Origin of the sequence: Paenibacillus rhizovicinus (assembly GCF_010365285.1) — a bacterium.
Classification (GTDB): domain Bacteria; phylum Bacillota; class Bacilli; order Paenibacillales; family Paenibacillaceae; genus Paenibacillus_Z; species Paenibacillus_Z rhizovicinus.
This window is the reverse complement of sequence record NZ_CP048286.1, coordinates 182,352-198,567: the sequence shown is the minus strand read 5'-3', so window position 1 is coordinate 198,567 and position 16,216 is coordinate 182,352. Positions and strand designations below refer to the sequence as shown.

The following is a 16,216-nucleotide window of genomic DNA, read 5'->3' as shown; positions in this document are numbered from 1 at the left end:
GTCATAAATTCGCCTGCCGGAACATATCTATGAAACCATCGCTAGTTTCGTAGTCTTAGGAGGCGGTCGAAGTGACCTATGAGCCCTTATTTACCGTGGAAGAAGTCGCGATTATGTTAAATAAAGAGAAACGCATCATTTACCAGTGGCTGGCAGCGGGCACTTTGCAAGGGAAGCGCAAGAACAAGGGAAGAAGAAGCAGGTGGGAGATCCCGGCTTCGACCGTAAAACCTCTCATCCCCGGCAGGTTAAGCGAACACGAGAAGGCTGTTTTGGACATCACCGCTAAATTGCTTGCGTGCAGAGAAGAGGCGGCCAGCGAATCCAGCCTGGTTCTTCTGGACGACTTATTGCTCCACTTCCTCAGTCTCCAAGACGAACATTACGAAATCGAGGCAGCACGAGAGGAAGAGCGAAAGCATCGGTGCCGAAACGCCGGGATCGCGGCAAACGATTGCGTCGGGTGGGATAAGCTAGCCCTGCATCAATTAATTAGCAAGAATCAGCATGGCGCCGTAAGCGATGCCGAGTTAAGCGACATCTTAATCTCGAACGAGTGGGTAGCCGCCTACGAATACCTGACGAACGAAATCGTTTTGGTGAGAGAAGCGGAATAGTCAGCTTGTGCCTGTAAATACCCTTGGACTGACAATTGCAGCCGAGCCAGCCATTATTCTCTGAAAGCCGCTTAAATTGCGGCTTTTTTTTATTGCGAACAGCCACGTCGAAGCCCTAACTCTAAAGGAGAAGACATCTCGGCGGACAAGCCATAGCAGGTACTTGAGCGGCTTAAAGATAAAGTAAAACAAACGAAGAAGGGAATATGTTACTATCTTCTATATAGTAGGCGAAGGAGGGAACCTAGGATGTCGGATAATGATGAACTGTCGGAGAGAAGAAGGAATAAGTTGAAGCTGATGCAATTCGATAAGGATGATCATTCCTTAGTCGAATCTGACAAGCCTAAGGAGACTTTCGAAGATGTCGGCGGGCTGGAAGACGTGAAGAAGAAGATTCGAATGAATTTCATCATGCCGCTCAAGCAGCCGGAAATCTTCAAGGCTTACGGCAAAGAAGCCGGCGGAAGCCTTCTCTTGTTCGGACCTCCCGGATGCGGCAAAACGTTCCTGGCCCGTGCGGTAGCCGGCGAAATCGATGCGAATTTCATTCATATCGAGCTGCAGGCGATTCTGTCGATGTACGTCGGGCAAAGCGAGCATAACCTGCATGACGTGTTCCGGAAAGCGCGGGAAAATAAGCCATGCGTCATCTTTATCGATGAACTGGACGCGATGGGCGGAAGCCGCCACCAGATGAGACAGCATCATGAGCGGATGCTCGTTAACCAGCTCCTGACCGAGCTCGACGGGCTGCAGTCCGGCAATGACCAGGTGTTCGTGATCGGCGCGACCAACACGCCGTGGTATCTGGATTCCGCCTTGCGCCGTCCCGGCCGGTTCAACCATCTCGTATTCGTGCCGCCTCCGGAGGAGGAAGAACGTTCGACCATCTTGCGGCTGAAGCTTGCGGGCAAACCCGCAGGCAATCTCAACCTTGGCAAGCTGGCCGCAGAGACGAAGCTGTTCTCTGGTGCCGACCTGGAGCAGGTCGTTAACGATGCCGTTACATCGGCGATGGAGAGGACCTTCGAGACTGGCGAAATTCAGCCGATTACGCAGGATGATCTGCGAAAATCATTGAAGGAACGCAAGGCGACAACGGTCGAATGGTTTGCGACAGCCAGGAATTATGCGACCTTCAGCGATGTGAACGGCGATTACAAGATTGTGTTGGATTATGCGAAGCGGCATGGGATTAAATAGTCGATTCGGCAGGAGGATTGTTTTGTGGAAGGGATATTGACGCCATCCTCTAGTACAAGCTACAGCGCGGTCTATCAGCTGATCTCATGGAAGAAATATAAGGAAGCGTTGGCCAAAACGGAAGAGCTGCTGCGGGAAGATCCCCATAATCCGCATCCATACGCCTTATATGCGCAGATATGCGTGTTAACCGAAGAATACGAGAAAGCCCAGCATTGGGTAGAAGAAGCGTTAAGGCGGGACCCCGAGCATCAATTAGGCTGGTATGTCCGCGTGTCGATCTTTTACGAGACCGGCAATGTGGCCGCCTTTGACGAGGCGATCCGGGAAGCGCTTCGAATTGATCCTTACGAGGCCCATTACTATTACTTGCAAGCGAATCAATGGCTCAAGAAGGGCAAATTCGCGGAAGCGAAGGAACAAATCGAAGCGGCGCTCGAGCTGGAGCCCGAGAAAGCCCAATATTTATCCATCCTAAGCTATACGGAAGCGCTGCTTGGAAATGACGGCGTGTCCAGGGAATTGGAACGCGAAGCGCTCCGATACGGCGCGGAAGAAGCGGTTGTCTTGATGTACCTGGCTTGGGCTGCGGCAAGACGCGGCGATTATAAGCTGCACGAGACGTATATGCGCGGCGCGGTGCGACTCAAACCCGACGAAAAGCAGTACCAGGACGAATACCTGGAGTCGCTCCGCAATCAATATCTTCTCTATCGGATCTGTTTATGGCCGAATAAATTATTGCGCAAAATGAAGCCTTGGCAAATTTTCGTGCTGTGGGCGGTCTGCTGGTTGTTGTTCAAGCCGCTGGTAATTGTCTTTATTCTTCTTCATCTGATTGCCCATTGGTCGACCCGGGCTATCGTCCATGTGAAGATCTTCGGCTGGCGCAGACGGCGGACGTAACTGCAACCGGAAACATTCTAGCTAGAGGTCGGCCGGAACGTGCCGGTGACTTCCTACGAAAACCGGAGGGATAAGGAATGAAAGTTGGATTTGTCGGATTGGGCAATATGGGATTTCCAATGGCGCTTAACTTAATGAAGGCGGGCTTCGAAGTGTACGGCAAGAACCGCAGTCAGGGCAAAGAGCAGGAGTTCGAAGCCAAGGGAGGCCGTACGGGATTGTCGCTGGCCGAGTTGGCTCTTCAGATGGACGTCATCCTGACCTGCCTCCCGCTGCCGTCGGACGTCGAAAGCGTTTACTCCGGCGCCGAAGGACTGATCGCGAACGCTCGCAAAGGACTTGTGCTGATCGACTGCAGCACCGTATCGCCGACGCTGAGCCGCGAGCTGCACGCGCAGGCCTCGGAGGCCGGCATCGATTTCCTCGATGCGCCGGTCAGCGGCGGCACGACCGGTGCCGAAGCCGGAACGCTCAGCGTCATGGTCGGCGGCCGCGAGGACGTATTCAACCGCGTGCACAATGTGCTATCGGCGTTCGGCAAGTCGATCAGCTTCGTCGGCGATGCTGGGAGCGGCTCCGCGGTCAAGCTGATTAACCAGCTGATGGTCGGCATTCATACGCTCGCGGTAGGCGAAGCGTACGCGCTGGCGCAGCAGGCGGGACTGGATTCCGACACGTTGTTCGGCATCTTGAACAACAGCTTTGCCCAAAGCAAAATTATGGAACGCCATTATACGCAATTTATCGCGAAGGAGTCCTACCAGCCGGGCTTCGCCCTGAAGCTGCTGGCCAAGGATATGAATCTGGCGGCGGATATGGGAGCCGAATCCCAGGTGAGGTTACATGCCGGGAAGCGGGCACAGGCGCTGATCAATCAGGCGGTGCTCGAAGGTTACGGCGACACGGATATGTCCGGCATGTACAAGTATCAGCTGACGGAGGACCGGAATCGCAGAGAGTCGGGCGAACGCAAGCACTTCGCCGTGTTCCTCCCGATGATCGATATGGAGAAGAGCGTCCAATACCGAGCAGAGCATCTGCAATTCCTGGCCGATAATCGCGCGGCGGGCAGACTTCACGCCAACGGCCGCTTCGTCGACGGCGCCGGCGGCCTGGTCATTTATCGCGGCGCCTCCCTCGAAGAGGTGGAGAGCCTGGTCAAGCAGGATCCGTACGTCAAGTTCGGCGCCCGCGGCTACGAAATTCACGAATGGGAAATCGTGGTGGCGGATAACTAATTCGCTGCAAGAATAATAGATCAGCGGCACTGCCTATGATTTCTCCAAACGCGAGCTGAATAACTGCATCGTCAATAGGGCGGTGCAGTTTATTCTTGCATGCGGCTTGCTAGAATCGGCCTTCCGGCCGCAAGTCTATCGATTTATCGATCGCCTTATTGCCTATAACTTGTTTATAATGAATGGAAGAAATGCAGTTCATCACTTGGCGGAGGATCACAGGCATGAACATGTTACGTTTTTTGGGGAAATACAAGGTTGCAGCGAGCATGGCGGTCGTGATGATGTTGGTTGAACTGGCAGTGGAGCTGATTCAGCCTTATCTCATTTCGGTCATTATCGATGAAGGTATTTCGCAAAAGGATTCGTCGGTCGTGCTGCTGTGGGGCGGCATATTGCTTGGCGGCTCGGTAACCGCATTCATCGCTGGTATTATGAGCTCGTTTTTTGCCTCGCATGCCAGTCAGGGATTTGCGTTCGATGTCCGGGAAGCGCTTTACGCCAAGGTGCAGCGATTCGCTTATCCGGTCTTTAATCGTTTCGCCACTTCATCCCTCATCACCCGGTTAACGAACGATGTGACGCAGCTGCAGGATACGGTATTCATGGGACTGCGGTTTATGCTGCGCATGCCGCTTGTCGTCATCGGGAGCATCATTATGGCGCTTGTCGTCCATGTGCAGCTCGGTTTCCTGCTTGCCCTGACCGTTCCCGCGCTGCTCGTATTCGTCATTTGGATCATGAAGAGAGCTTCCGTTTTATTCAAAAGGGTTCAAATGAAACTGGATACGCTGAACCGCGTCATGCAGGAGAATCTGACCGGCATGCGGCTGATCCGCGTGTTTGTCCGGCGCATGGAAGAAGCGGGCCGGTTTGCGCGGCTGAGCCAGGAATTAATGAAGAGCACGGTCTCTGCTTTGCGTCTGACGGAGATTACGATGCCGTTCATCCTGCTGATCATGAACGCTGGAATTATTGCCGTCCTTTGGTTCGGGCATAAGCAAATATCCACGGGAACCGCGACTGCGGGCGAGGTGGTGGCGGTCGTGAATTATTCGCTCCGAACGGCAGGCGCCTTGTCGGCCTTCTCCATGATCGTGGCGGCTTTCTCCAGAGCCCGCGCGTCCGCCCAGCGGGTCGATGAGGCGCTGGAAACGGACGACGAAGCTCCGGTCAGGTCGGGCCGGAGTCCCGAAGGGCTGTGTGAAGGGAGCATCGCATTCGAGAATGTTTCCTTCCGCTATCCGAACTCGGATGCCCGCGTGCTCGTGGATATTAGTTTCAAAGTCCGTGCGGGCGAAACGGTGGCGATCTTGGGAGCTACCGGCTCGGGTAAATCCTCGCTGATGCAGCTCGTTCTGCGCCTTTACGAGGAAACCGCCGGAGTCGTGCGCATCGACGGACGGAATGCCCGCGAGCTTGATTTGGATTACTTGCACCGCTCCATCGGCTATGTATCCCAGGAGGTGCTGCTATTCTCGGGCACCATACGCGATAATATCGCTTGGGGCTTGGAGGACGCGAGCATGGAGCAGGTGATGGAAGCGGCCAGGCTGGCGCAAATTCACGAGACGATCGAGAAGCTGCCCGAACAGTACGATACCCTTCTCGGACAGCGGGGCATCAATCTCTCCGGGGGGCAGAAACAAAGGCTGTCCATCGCCCGCGCCTTGATCCGCAAGCCGGCTATTCTGCTTCTGGATGACAGCACCAGCGCGCTGGACGTACGAACGGAAGCGGCATTGTTGCAAGCGCTTAAAGGCATGTCGTGCACGACGCTTCTGATTACGCAGAAGATCAGCTCCACGATCGGAGCGGATATGATTCTGCTGCTGGACGAGGGCAGTCTTATTGCGCAGGGAACGCATGAGCAGCTGATGACCGGCGACGACTTGTACCGGCGTATTTACGAATCCCAATTCGGGAAGGAGGGAGCGGCATATGTGGGAAGCATTAAGTGAGCCGTTCCGATATCCCCGGCCGCCCGCGAAGGATGCCGTTCCCGGCGCATCTTCAGCGGGCAAGCGGGCCAAAAGTCAGGCGAAGGACTGGCAGGGAACGCTCAGACGAATATGGCATTATCTGTCTCGCCGGAAAGGCAGGCTGTCGCTGGTCATGCTGCTCGTTATCGGAAGCTGCGGGCTCACGCTGCTCGGTCCGTATCTGATCGGAATGGCGATTGACGATTATCTGGAGGGACCGGGCGGCAGGCCATGGCTGCTGTTTCTGCTCGGATTGACCAGCGTTTACGTGCTCCAGTCCATCGTCGGCTGGCTGCAAAATATATGGATGATTCAGATCGCCCAGGAAACCGTCCTGCGGATGCGCACCGATCTCTTCGCGCAGCTGCATCGCCTGCCGATCCCGTTCTTCGGGAAAAACCGGCAGGGCGATCTCATGAGCCGCATGACCAACGATATCGACAGCGTGAGCTCTACGCTCAACAGCTCGGCGATCCAGCTGTTATCCAGCGTGCTGATGCTGGCGGGCACGGTCGTCGTCATGCTGCTGCTCAGTCCGCTGCTAACGCTGCTTACCTTCTTGGTGGTCCCGCTGATGGCGTTCGGCATGCGGTGGATCACGCGGCGGACTGGCGCGCTATTCAAAGAGCGTCAGCGGAATTTGGGAGAATTGAACGGGTTCGTGGAAGAAACGTTGTCCGGTCAGCGGATTATCAAAGCGTTCTCCCAGGAAGAAAGGGTTATTGGGGCGTTCCATGAACGCAATGTTGCCATCAAGCATTCGGGATTCTGGGCGCAGACCATATCGGGCTTCATTCCCAAGCTAATGAACGGTCTCAACAATCTAAGCTTTGCGATTATTGCCTGCGTCGGCGGAATATTGGCCATCCGGGGGGCGATAACCGTCGGGGTCATTATTGTCTTCGTCGAGTATGCCCGGCAGTTCACCAGACCGCTTAACGATCTGGCCAACCAGTGGAATACGCTCTTATCCGCCATCGCTGGAGCGGAACGGGTATTCGAAATCGTGGATGAAGAGGAAGAAGACGCGGACGAGCATTCCGCAGTCGCGCTTGACGACGTGGCAGGCGCAATCGTCTTCCATGAGGTATCCTTCGCTTACGAGACCGGACGAAATACGCTTAAGGAGATCAGTTTCGAGGCGAAGCCCGGCGAAACGATAGCGATCATCGGTCCTACCGGGGCCGGCAAGACGTCGCTCATTCAGTTGCTCTCCCGTTTCTATGATACCCATGCGGGCAAGATCACGCTGGACGGGCAGGATCTTCGGACGATCCGGAGGGAAAGTCTCCGCTCCCATATGGCGTTCGTGCTGCAGGATTCCTTTCTGTTCGAAGGAACGATCCGCGACAATATCCGGTACGGCAAGCTGGATGCCACCGACAGCCAGGTGGAAGAAGCCGCCAAGCTCGCCAATGCCCATACCTTCATTATGCGGCTGGCCGGCGGATATGACCGGGTGCTGGTTGCCGACGGCAGCGGCATCAGCCAGGGACAGCGGCAGCTGCTTGCCATCGCGCGCGCGATTCTGGCCGATCCGGCCATTCTCGTACTGGACGAGGCGACGAGCAGCATCGACACCGTTTCCGAGATCAAAATCCAGGAGGGCTTGAAGCGGTTGATGAAGGGGCGAACGAGCTTCGTGATCGCACACAGGCTGAACACGATCCGCGAGGCCGACCGCATACTGGTGCTTAAGGAAGGTTGTCTGGTGGAACAGGGGTCTCATGACGAGTTATTGGGCAAGCAGGGGTTGTACAGCGATCTGTATCATGGTCAACTGGAGCAAGGCGGAGGCAATCATTAGCATACAACATAAGGAGGCTTCATTATGCAAAAAGAAAACGGTTCCACGAACTCTGCGAATCAGGCATTCCGGTTAAATCATGCATCCGGCTATTTTCAAAGACAAGGCGTGGATGTGATGGCCTTCGACGATATTTATCCGGAAGGGCATCAATCCGGCGTAAGTATCATTATGCACGGCAATCGCGTTGCCACCAACGGCGATATCCGTTTTGAACAGACGCCCGGACAGTGGCAGCCGGTGCCCAAACAAGGGAAGCGCGAACTGGACGAAGCCGCGAATACGATCACCACGTCGCTGAGTTTTCCGGACACATCGAGGCACCTAAAGGGCTTTAATCCGATGATCTATCCGGATTTCCGGTTCGATTACAAGGTAAGCGTCCAAGGTGAAGGCAAGGCGGTCCTTGTTACCGTTGATTTGGATAGACCGATTCCGGAGCAATTCGTTGGGAAAATCTGCTTCAACCTGGAGCTGTTTCCCGGCGCGCTGTTCGGAAAGCCTTGGATCATGGATAAGAAGCACGGGATTTTTCCCGAACAGCCTAACGGCCCTGTGATGTCGCTGCCGCCCAATTATTCGCATACTGGTAACTTCAGTGAACACGATGCGAAAGCAGATCCGAAACTTCTGTCCGGCGACAACAACGGATACAATCCGATCATTGCCGATGACCTTATTGCCGAGCCGTATGCCGTCGGCAGACGTTTTACGGTGCGGCCCGACGACCCTTACAATCGTTTCACGATCGAAAGCAAGGGGACGGAGCTTAAGTTATACGACGGACGCATGAACCACAACAACGGCTGGTTCGTAATCAGCAGCGAAGTACCTGCCGGAGCCGCCGATCATGCGATTCAATGGGTCATCACACCTAATGTCGTCGAAGACTGGCTCTCTCCGGCCGTTGTTCAAACCTCGCAGGTAGGGTATCATCCCAAGCAATCGAAGACGGCAATCATTGAACTTGACAAGCGCGAAAGCCAACGCGATAAACCGGTTCTTGTCCAAATCACGGAGACGGGCGACAAACAGGTTTTCTCGGCCGGCGGCCAGGAATGGGGACAATTCCTCCGCTATAACTATTTGAAATTCGATTTTACGGACATCAAGGAAGAGGGACTGTACAAAGTTCGTTACGGTTCGTCGGAGTCGTCCATCTTCCGCATCGCCAGCGACGTGTACGACCGAGGCGTCTGGCAGCCGGTACTGGAGTATTTCCTTCCCGTGCAAATGTGCCATATGCGGGTAAGCGAAAAATACCGCGTCTGGCATGGCGATTGTCATCATAACGACGCCCGGATGGCTCCGGTAAATCTGAACCACATCGACGGCTATGAGCAAGGACCTTCCACGCTGACCGACTATCAACCAGGCGACCATGTTCCGGGGCTGAATGTTGGAGGCTGGCACGACGCTGGCGATTTTGACCTGCGCGTCGAGTCGCAGTCCGGCGAGTTCTATACTTTGGCCCTGGCGTACGAAGCCTTTAATGTCCATTACGATGCGACCACCATCGACCAAGTCAACCGCATCGTTGAGATCCATCAGCCAGACGGCAAGAACGACATCCTGCAGCAGATTGAGCACGGCGTCTTGTCCGTCGTAGGCGCTTATCGCGCATTAGGGCGGTTATATCGGGGGATTATCGAAAGCGATCTTCGCGATTACGTGCACCTTGGCGACAGCGCGAGCATGTTTGACGAGCGCTGGGTGTTTACCGAGGACAATCCGCCGCGCGAATTGTTAACTGCCGCTCATCTGGCAGCGGCCGCCCGCACGTTAAAAGCGTTCAACCCTGTTTTAAGCGAACAGTCCTTGCAAGCGGCCAGCGAGATTTACAAGGTTACGGATGGGACCGGCAAGGCTAGAATGGCCAAAATTCATGCCGCCGCAGAATTATTCCTGAGTACCGGCGAACAAGCGTATAGGGACTTCTTGCTGTCGGCAGCCGACGATATCGTCGAATCGATCGACAAAGCGGGTTGGTTTGTCGCGCGAGCCGAGATCGCGATGAATGACGCCGGGTTCTCATCGAAGTTTCGCGCAGCCTTGCCGGCTCTGAAAGAACAGTTTACGCTGCAGAGCGCCGAAACGCCTTACGGGATACCGTATCGCCCGCATATCTGGGGAGCAGGGTGGGGGATCCAGAAACTGGGCTACGAATACTATTTCCTCCATGCGGCTTATCCTGACATTTTCGATGCCGAGATGATTTTCAATGCGCTGAACTTCGTTTTGGGCTGTCATCCAGGTTCCAATACGATGTCTTTCGCATCGGGAGTGGGGGCCAATTCGGCAACTGTAGGGTATGGACTCAATCGCGCCGACTGGTCGTATATTCCCGGCGGCGTCATATCGGGGACTGCGCTGATCCGTCCCGACTTCCCGGAACTATTGGTGTTCCCTTATTTGTGGCAGCAAGTGGAGTATGTACTGGGAGGCGGCTCAACCCATTTCATGTTTATCGCATTAGCCGCGCAGCAACTTTCAAATCGTTAAATCAGCAGAGCAACGAGAAGGAGATTTGGAATGAATACGATTGACCGCACTACGGAATTGCCGCATTTTCAAAGTTGGCAGAAGATGATCGAACATGAACTGAAGGATAACATTCTCGACTATTGGTTGACGCATGTAATGGATTGGGAACAAGGAGGCTTTCACGGCGAGATCGACGATAACAACGCCGTGCATGCCGAGGCCGACCGAAGCTTGGTGTTGAATACGCGATTGATTTGGACATTCGCGACGGCCTATCGTTTCTATCGGGACGAGAAGTACCTTCGGGCAGCCAATCATGTTTATTCCTATCTTGTCGAGCGTTTCTTGGATCGCGAATGCGGTGGATACGGTTGGATGGTTACGTATAACGGGGAGCTTGCGGATGCGAAGAAACAAGTCTACGGTCAGGCGTTCGTCATCTACGCGTTGTCCGAATTGTATCGCGCTACTGGCAATGAACGAGCGCTCGAACAAGCCATCGCCTTGTTCCGTTTGGTAGAAAAGCACGCGTTTGATCCCGATCACGGCGGGTATCTGGAAGCCTTCGCCGAGGATTGGAAGCTGCTTGACGATTATAGTTTGAGCGATAGCAGCATCAGAGCCGATAAGACCATGAATACTCATCTGCATATGCTCGAAGCGTATACGGGCCTGTACCGGGTATGGCCGGACAGCGAGCTCAAGGCAAAGCTAGAGGAACTCGTCACGCTCACCTCCGAGCGAATCGTCAATTCGCAGACGAACCATTTTCATTTGTATTTCGACCGCTGCTGGAACTCGCTGTCCTCTCATATCTCCTATGGGCACGACATCGAGGGAAGCTGGCTGCTTGCTGAAGCGGTAACCGTTCTTGGCGACGAAGCATTGCGATCGCAGAGCATGGATACCGTGCTGAAAATGGCGGAAGCCGTGCTGGAACAAGGTATGGACGCGGACGGAGGCTTGTGGAATGAGTCTGACGGAACGATCCTGAGCGACCGGCTCAAGGATTGGTGGCCGCAGGCCGAAGCTATGGTCGGTTTCTTCAATGGTTATCAACACAGCGGGCAGAGTCGCTACCTTGCAGCCGCTTACCGTTCTTGGACATTTATCGACACGTATCTCGTTGACCGAGACGGCGGTGAATGGCATCAAAGTATCGGAGAGGACCACGCTCCTTCCCCAGGTCCAAAGGTTAGTGCATGGAAATGCCCGTATCACAACGGCCGCGCATGCTTTGAAATGATTGAGCGTTTAGCGGAGCGTGCCGAAAACGTGAACGAAAATGATGACGCGAGGTGAATGAGCTTGAAAATCAGCAAAGAAGAATTGGAATCGCTGCAGCTGCACGACGAGACCGTCGAGCTTGCGGCGAACCTCATCAAAGTGAATGGATATGTGATTCTTGAAGGCGTTCTGCCGCAAGAGAAGGTGGCCGAGCTTTGGGAAGCATTCAAAGCTAGCATGGACTGGTTTATCGATAAGCACGGGGAAGAAATCTATCTGAACAAGAAAGGGTTTAACGAAGGCACCAACCACTTGGGAATTTTCCTTCCTTTTGCGCCGCCTTTCAACGATCCGCTCGTGATCGAGCATCCGTTCGCGCTGGCGATTATCGACCGCATTCTCGGAATGGATTACGCCGTTACGCTATTCTCGTCCAACACGTCTCTCCCTGGCGGCAAGAAGGCGCAGCCGGTTCACCCGGATTACGGCACCAGATTCGGCGATTTGTGCAAGGTATCGCTGCCGATCACGGATTTAGTCTTTAATATCCCGCTTGTGGACGTCCATGACGGGAACGGTCCGATGGAGATCTGGCCGGGCGGAACGCATCTGCTGCCGGACTATTATTACGGCCCGAACGGTCCGAATCCGGAAGAATTGGCGCCGCATATGCATTCGATCAAGGTGCATATGCCGGCAGGCTCGATCCTGATCCGCGACGTGCGCATGTGGCATCGCGGAACGCCGAACCGCAGCGACGAAATCCGTCCTAATCTGGCCTTGATTTACAGCGCCTCCCACCGGGATAATACGGTTCAAATTCCGCAGGAAACGTACGACAACTTGTCCGAACGCGCCAAGCATCTGTTCCGCTGGCAAAAAATCGGCTACCCCGTTATCGAACCGACGCACGAGTAGAGGAACGGATAGCTCAAATAATGATATGTCGTCTGCACAAATAAGAGATACCGAAGGGAGCACTGATGCAAGATGAAAATAGGATTAAGTTCATATAGTTTACACCGTGCTATCGCATCGAATGAAATGACGGTTCTGGATGCCATACAATGGATTGCCGATCATGGCGGACAGCACATGGAAGTCGTGCCGATCGGCTTCGATCTTACGGGCAATCCCGAACTTATTGACGCTATCCGGCACAAAGCTTCCGATGCGGGCATCGAATTGTCTAATTACGCGATTGGCGCCGATTTCCTGAAAGCAGGAGACGGAGCGTTCGAACAGGAAATCGAGCGCGTCAAGCGCCAAGTAGATATCGCCGACAGCCTCGGCCTTAAGCTCATGCGGCATGACGTGGCCTGGTCCTCCGACAATTCGATTAAACATTTCAACGAATCGCTGGAGCGAATGGCTTCGGCCTGCATGCAAATCGCGGACTACGCATCGAAGTATGGGATTACGACCAGCGTAGAAAATCACGGCTATTTCGTTCAGGCCAGCGATCGCGTGCAGGCTCTGATTCATGCCGTAAACCGTCCGAATTTCAAAACGACAATGGATGTCGGCAATTTCATGTGCGCAGACGAGAGTTCGGTATCCGCCGTGAAGAAAAATATCGCGTTCGCATCGATGGTCCATATTAAAGACTTCTACCTCCGGCCATCGGATCAGAACCCTGGCGAAGGCTATTTCAAGACAGCGGGCGGAGATTATTTGCGCGGCGCCATTATCGGTCAAGGCGACATTAATATGCGGGAGGTACTGCGCATCATTAAGCAATCCGGCTATGACGGGTATCTCTCGGTTGAATTCGAAGGCATGGAAGACTGCCTGCTTGGCTCCAAGATCAGCATGGACAATTTGCAACGGCTGTGGTCGGAAGTATAGGGCAACGCTGCAATAAAGCCGAAGGGTCGTTGAATATGCGAATGGATACTCACACAGCCAACTACCGAGTACCGCTGTTTTGTGCAGTTACGCTGTTATTCTGGTTCTCGATGTATACCTGCGTTCCGATTCTGACCGCCTATGTAGAAAGCATGGGGGCATCGAATAAAATGGCAGGACTAATCGTGGGGATGTACGGGCTGAGTCAGATGCTGCTGCGTATTCCCGTTGGCATTCTCAGTGATCGGATGCACAAGCGCAAGCTGTTCATCGTGATTGGTTTTTTATTTTCGGTTCTATCCGGCGCAGGTATCTTGCTGACGCATGATTTAAACTGGATCCTCTTCCTGCGAGTCGCCGCGGGGATCGCGGCAGCGACATGGGTGGATTTTACGATCCTTTTTGCCAGCTACTACGCCAACGAAGATACGACGAGCGCCATGGGCACGATTGCCGTCTATAATTCTTTGGGACAGATGCTGGGGATATTGTGCGGGGGATGGTTTGCGGATCAATATGGCTGGGAATCGGCTTTTCTCGTTGGAGCCGCGGTCGGATTGATCGGGATGGCGGGTTCGTTCTTCATCGTGGAGAAATTCGAAGACCAGAAGACGCCAATAACCGTGCAAAGCATCCAAGAGGTGGCCAGCGACCGCACGCTGCTGACCGTCTCGTTTCTCTCGATATTATTTCAAGTGCTGACGTTCGCAACCGTGTTCGGGTTTACGCCCGTGTTTGCCCAGTCGCTCGGGGCTACCAAGCTGGATATGGGGCTGCTTACATTCTGTTCTACGTTGCCTACCGCGCTAGCTTCTTGGATCGGCGGCAGGCATTTGGCCCGTAAGCTTGGGGAGCGGAGGGTCATCATTCTCGGTTTCATTCTGAGCGGCTTGTTTACGGTTTGCATTCCTTTCACCAGCACGTTGTGGATTCTAATTGTTACCCAATCGCTTGCGGGCTTTGGCCGAGGATTTACGTCTCCCGTTCTGATGTCGCTCAGCATCAAGCATATGGCGCCGGAGAAACGAGCTACGGCCATGGGTTTCTATCAAGCGATCTATGGGCTGGGCATGTTCGCGGGTCCTTTGTTCATGGGGGCTGCGGGGGATTGGTTAACCTTGCGGGAGGGCTTCGTGATCGTTGGACTGCTAGGGTGCGCGACTGCCGTACTGGGTCAAGTGATGCTGCGTCGAGTGCTTGGCAGTGGCCGATTAACGAATATGGCATCTGCTGCTTCTTCAAAACACGTTTAAGCGTATAGCGGTTTGATTGATCGGGTCGGAAGTTTTCCAATACCGGAAGCAAGTAAAAAGCAAGCGGCCGTAGTGGCCGCTTGCTTTTTTGGCTTGTCTATCAACGCTAACGAATCCTTACATTTGCTTCGTCTTGAACAGCGTATTGATGGATCCGCCGTTATTAATAATTCTGAGCGCGGTTGCGAGCAGCTCCTCCATCGGAAGAACGACGAACTTATCCGAATGGTTCGGGTCAATTGCGATGGTATCCGTAATAACGACTTTTCTTATGTAGGGATGCGACAGCTTCTCGAGCGCATCATCCGAGAACAGCCCATGCGTTGCGCAAATGTAGGCGTCATTCGCGCCTCTCTTGTGCAGCGCCTCAACAACATTCACGATCGTTCCGCCCGTATCGATTAAATCCTCGATGATAATCGGCGTCATGCCTTCGACTTCGCCGATGATATGCGTGATTTTCGTCTTATTGTGTGCAGGGCGGTTCTTAATCATAATGGCGAACGGGCAGTCCATATAATTCGCAAGCTTCTCGGCGGTCGTTGCCCGACCGGCGTCAGGCGAGACGACGACCGGGTTCTTGATGTCCATGGCTTTCAAGTAATCCGTAATGAGATCCAACGCGGTAATATGATCGACTGGGATGTCGAAGAAGCCTTGAATCGCATCGGCATGAAGATCAACCGTAATAATGCGGTCAGCGCCTACGGTCGTCAGCACGTCGGCTACGAGCTTCGCGGAAATGGGTTCGCGCGGGGCGGATTTCCGTTCCTGGCGAGCATAGCCGTAATAAGGCATCACGATATTAATCGTTTTGGCTGAAGCGCGTTTTGCGGCATCAATCATAATCATGAGTTCGACTAAATGCTCATTTACGGGATGAGACAAGGATTGAACGATGTAGACATGGGCGGAGCGAATGGATTCGGTATAACGCAAGCTGATTTCTCCGCTTGGCAGCTTGGAAATTTCAATGTCTCCAAGCGGTACATTAAGCTGCCGGCATAGCCCTTCCGCGAGCGGGCGGTTTGATGAACCGGAAAAAATTTTCACATTTTTCATCCGCTTGACTCCTCCTGAAAGAATTGCCACGCAATTTTCGCATCGCAAGCCTAGTCTCTGATTCGACATACAATTAGTCCCATTATATCCTTTCCCTTTGCAAATTCAAAATTAATCGTACCTCTCTGTCACAAATGATCCCGAAATGCAGTTATAGATGAAGTAAGGAGTAATCCGATCCTAAACGTACGATCGCCTCATACATAATTTTCGACAAAACAGTCGAAAGAGGGAGTGTTAGGTCGATGGTTTTAAAAGACGAGGTATTGAAAAAAGCAAACGTACTGAAGCAGTTTGAAGTTTATGGATACCAAGTAGCTTACTACTTACTTGAAGATGAGACTTTAGCCGAGCAAGCGGCCGTCCGTGCTTTATGCGAACTGTTCAGAGATCATGATTTCTTCTGTAAATCACCGCATATTCAGAAGCAAAAAACAAAACAAGTCTTTATCAAATATTCCTTATTGGCCAAAGAATCCGTGGGTTAAAAAATAATCGGCACAACGTGTCGAATGGCTGTCGAACAAGATTCGACAGCCTTTGCTTTATTCTGCTATTTCATCGCGACACCGCGTTAATAAGCCAT

Annotated in this window: 13 protein-coding genes; 12 read left to right on the top strand and 1 reads right to left on the bottom strand. The window is 53.4% G+C overall.

Annotated elements, in window-relative coordinates:
• Positions 1–71: 71 nt before the first annotated feature.
• The 11 genes from GZH47_RS00860 to GZH47_RS00810 all read left to right on the top strand — a co-directional run bounded on the left by GZH47_RS00860 (position 72) and on the right by GZH47_RS00810 (position 14,568).
• Positions 72–617, top strand: a complete 546-nt coding sequence (locus GZH47_RS00860; protein ID WP_162638094.1) for a hypothetical protein — start codon at positions 72–74, stop codon at positions 615–617.
• Positions 618–866: 249 nt separating this feature from the next.
• Positions 867–1,823, top strand: coding sequence for an ATP-binding protein (locus GZH47_RS00855; protein ID WP_162638093.1), 957 nt, complete (start codon positions 867–869; stop codon positions 1,821–1,823).
• A 24-nt stretch (positions 1,824–1,847) separates the two neighbouring features.
• A complete protein-coding gene (locus tag GZH47_RS00850) occupies positions 1,848–2,729 on the top strand; it encodes a tetratricopeptide repeat protein (RefSeq protein ID WP_162638092.1) in 882 nt (293 codons plus the stop codon).
• 77 nt (positions 2,730–2,806) lie between these two features.
• The gene (locus GZH47_RS00845; protein ID WP_162638091.1) at positions 2,807–3,967 is read left to right on the top strand and encodes an NAD(P)-binding domain-containing protein; all 1,161 of its coding nucleotides are present in this window, start codon (positions 2,807–2,809) and stop codon (positions 3,965–3,967) included.
• 230 nt (positions 3,968–4,197) lie between these two features.
• Entirely contained in the window at positions 4,198–5,928 is a 1,731-nt protein-coding gene (locus GZH47_RS00840; RefSeq protein ID WP_404823827.1) for an ABC transporter ATP-binding protein, read from the top strand.
• Positions 5,909–7,756 carry an ABC transporter ATP-binding protein gene (locus tag GZH47_RS00835; RefSeq protein ID WP_162638090.1) on the top strand — a complete coding sequence of 616 codons (1,848 nt, stop codon included), beginning with the start codon at positions 5,909–5,911 and terminating at the stop codon, positions 7,754–7,756. The genes GZH47_RS00840 and GZH47_RS00835 overlap by 20 nt, the downstream gene beginning before the upstream one ends.
• Before the next feature lie 24 nt (positions 7,757–7,780).
• Positions 7,781–10,258: a glycoside hydrolase family 9 protein gene (locus GZH47_RS00830; RefSeq protein WP_162638089.1), complete on the top strand. Its 2,478-nt coding sequence runs from the start codon at positions 7,781–7,783 to the stop codon at positions 10,256–10,258.
• Between the two features lie 30 nt (positions 10,259–10,288).
• Positions 10,289–11,542 carry an AGE family epimerase/isomerase gene (locus tag GZH47_RS00825; RefSeq protein ID WP_192043571.1) on the top strand — a complete coding sequence of 418 codons (1,254 nt, stop codon included), beginning with the start codon at positions 10,289–10,291 and terminating at the stop codon, positions 11,540–11,542.
• Positions 11,543–11,548: 6 nt separating this feature from the next.
• Positions 11,549–12,385: a phytanoyl-CoA dioxygenase family protein gene (locus tag GZH47_RS00820; RefSeq protein WP_162638088.1), complete on the top strand. Its 837-nt coding sequence runs from the start codon at positions 11,549–11,551 to the stop codon at positions 12,383–12,385.
• A gap of 72 nt (positions 12,386–12,457) precedes the next feature.
• Entirely contained in the window at positions 12,458–13,315 is an 858-nt protein-coding gene (locus GZH47_RS00815) for a sugar phosphate isomerase/epimerase family protein (RefSeq protein WP_162638087.1), read from the top strand.
• A gap of 35 nt (positions 13,316–13,350) precedes the next feature.
• Positions 13,351–14,568, top strand: a complete 1,218-nt coding sequence (locus GZH47_RS00810; protein ID WP_318653402.1) for an MFS transporter — start codon at positions 13,351–13,353, stop codon at positions 14,566–14,568.
• Between the two features lie 117 nt (positions 14,569–14,685).
• Here the strand turns inward: GZH47_RS00810 and GZH47_RS00805 are convergent, their stop codons facing one another.
• Positions 14,686–15,630 carry a ribose-phosphate diphosphokinase gene (locus GZH47_RS00805; protein ID WP_162638085.1) on the bottom strand — a complete coding sequence of 315 codons (945 nt, stop codon included), beginning with the start codon at positions 15,628–15,630 and terminating at the stop codon, positions 14,686–14,688.
• A 245-nt stretch (positions 15,631–15,875) separates the two neighbouring features.
• Between GZH47_RS00805 and GZH47_RS00800 the strand changes: the two genes are divergently transcribed.
• On the top strand, positions 15,876–16,118 hold the full coding sequence (locus GZH47_RS00800) for a hypothetical protein (RefSeq protein ID WP_162638084.1): 243 nt from the start codon (positions 15,876–15,878) through the stop codon (positions 16,116–16,118).
• The last annotated feature ends 98 nt before the right edge of the window (positions 16,119–16,216 follow it).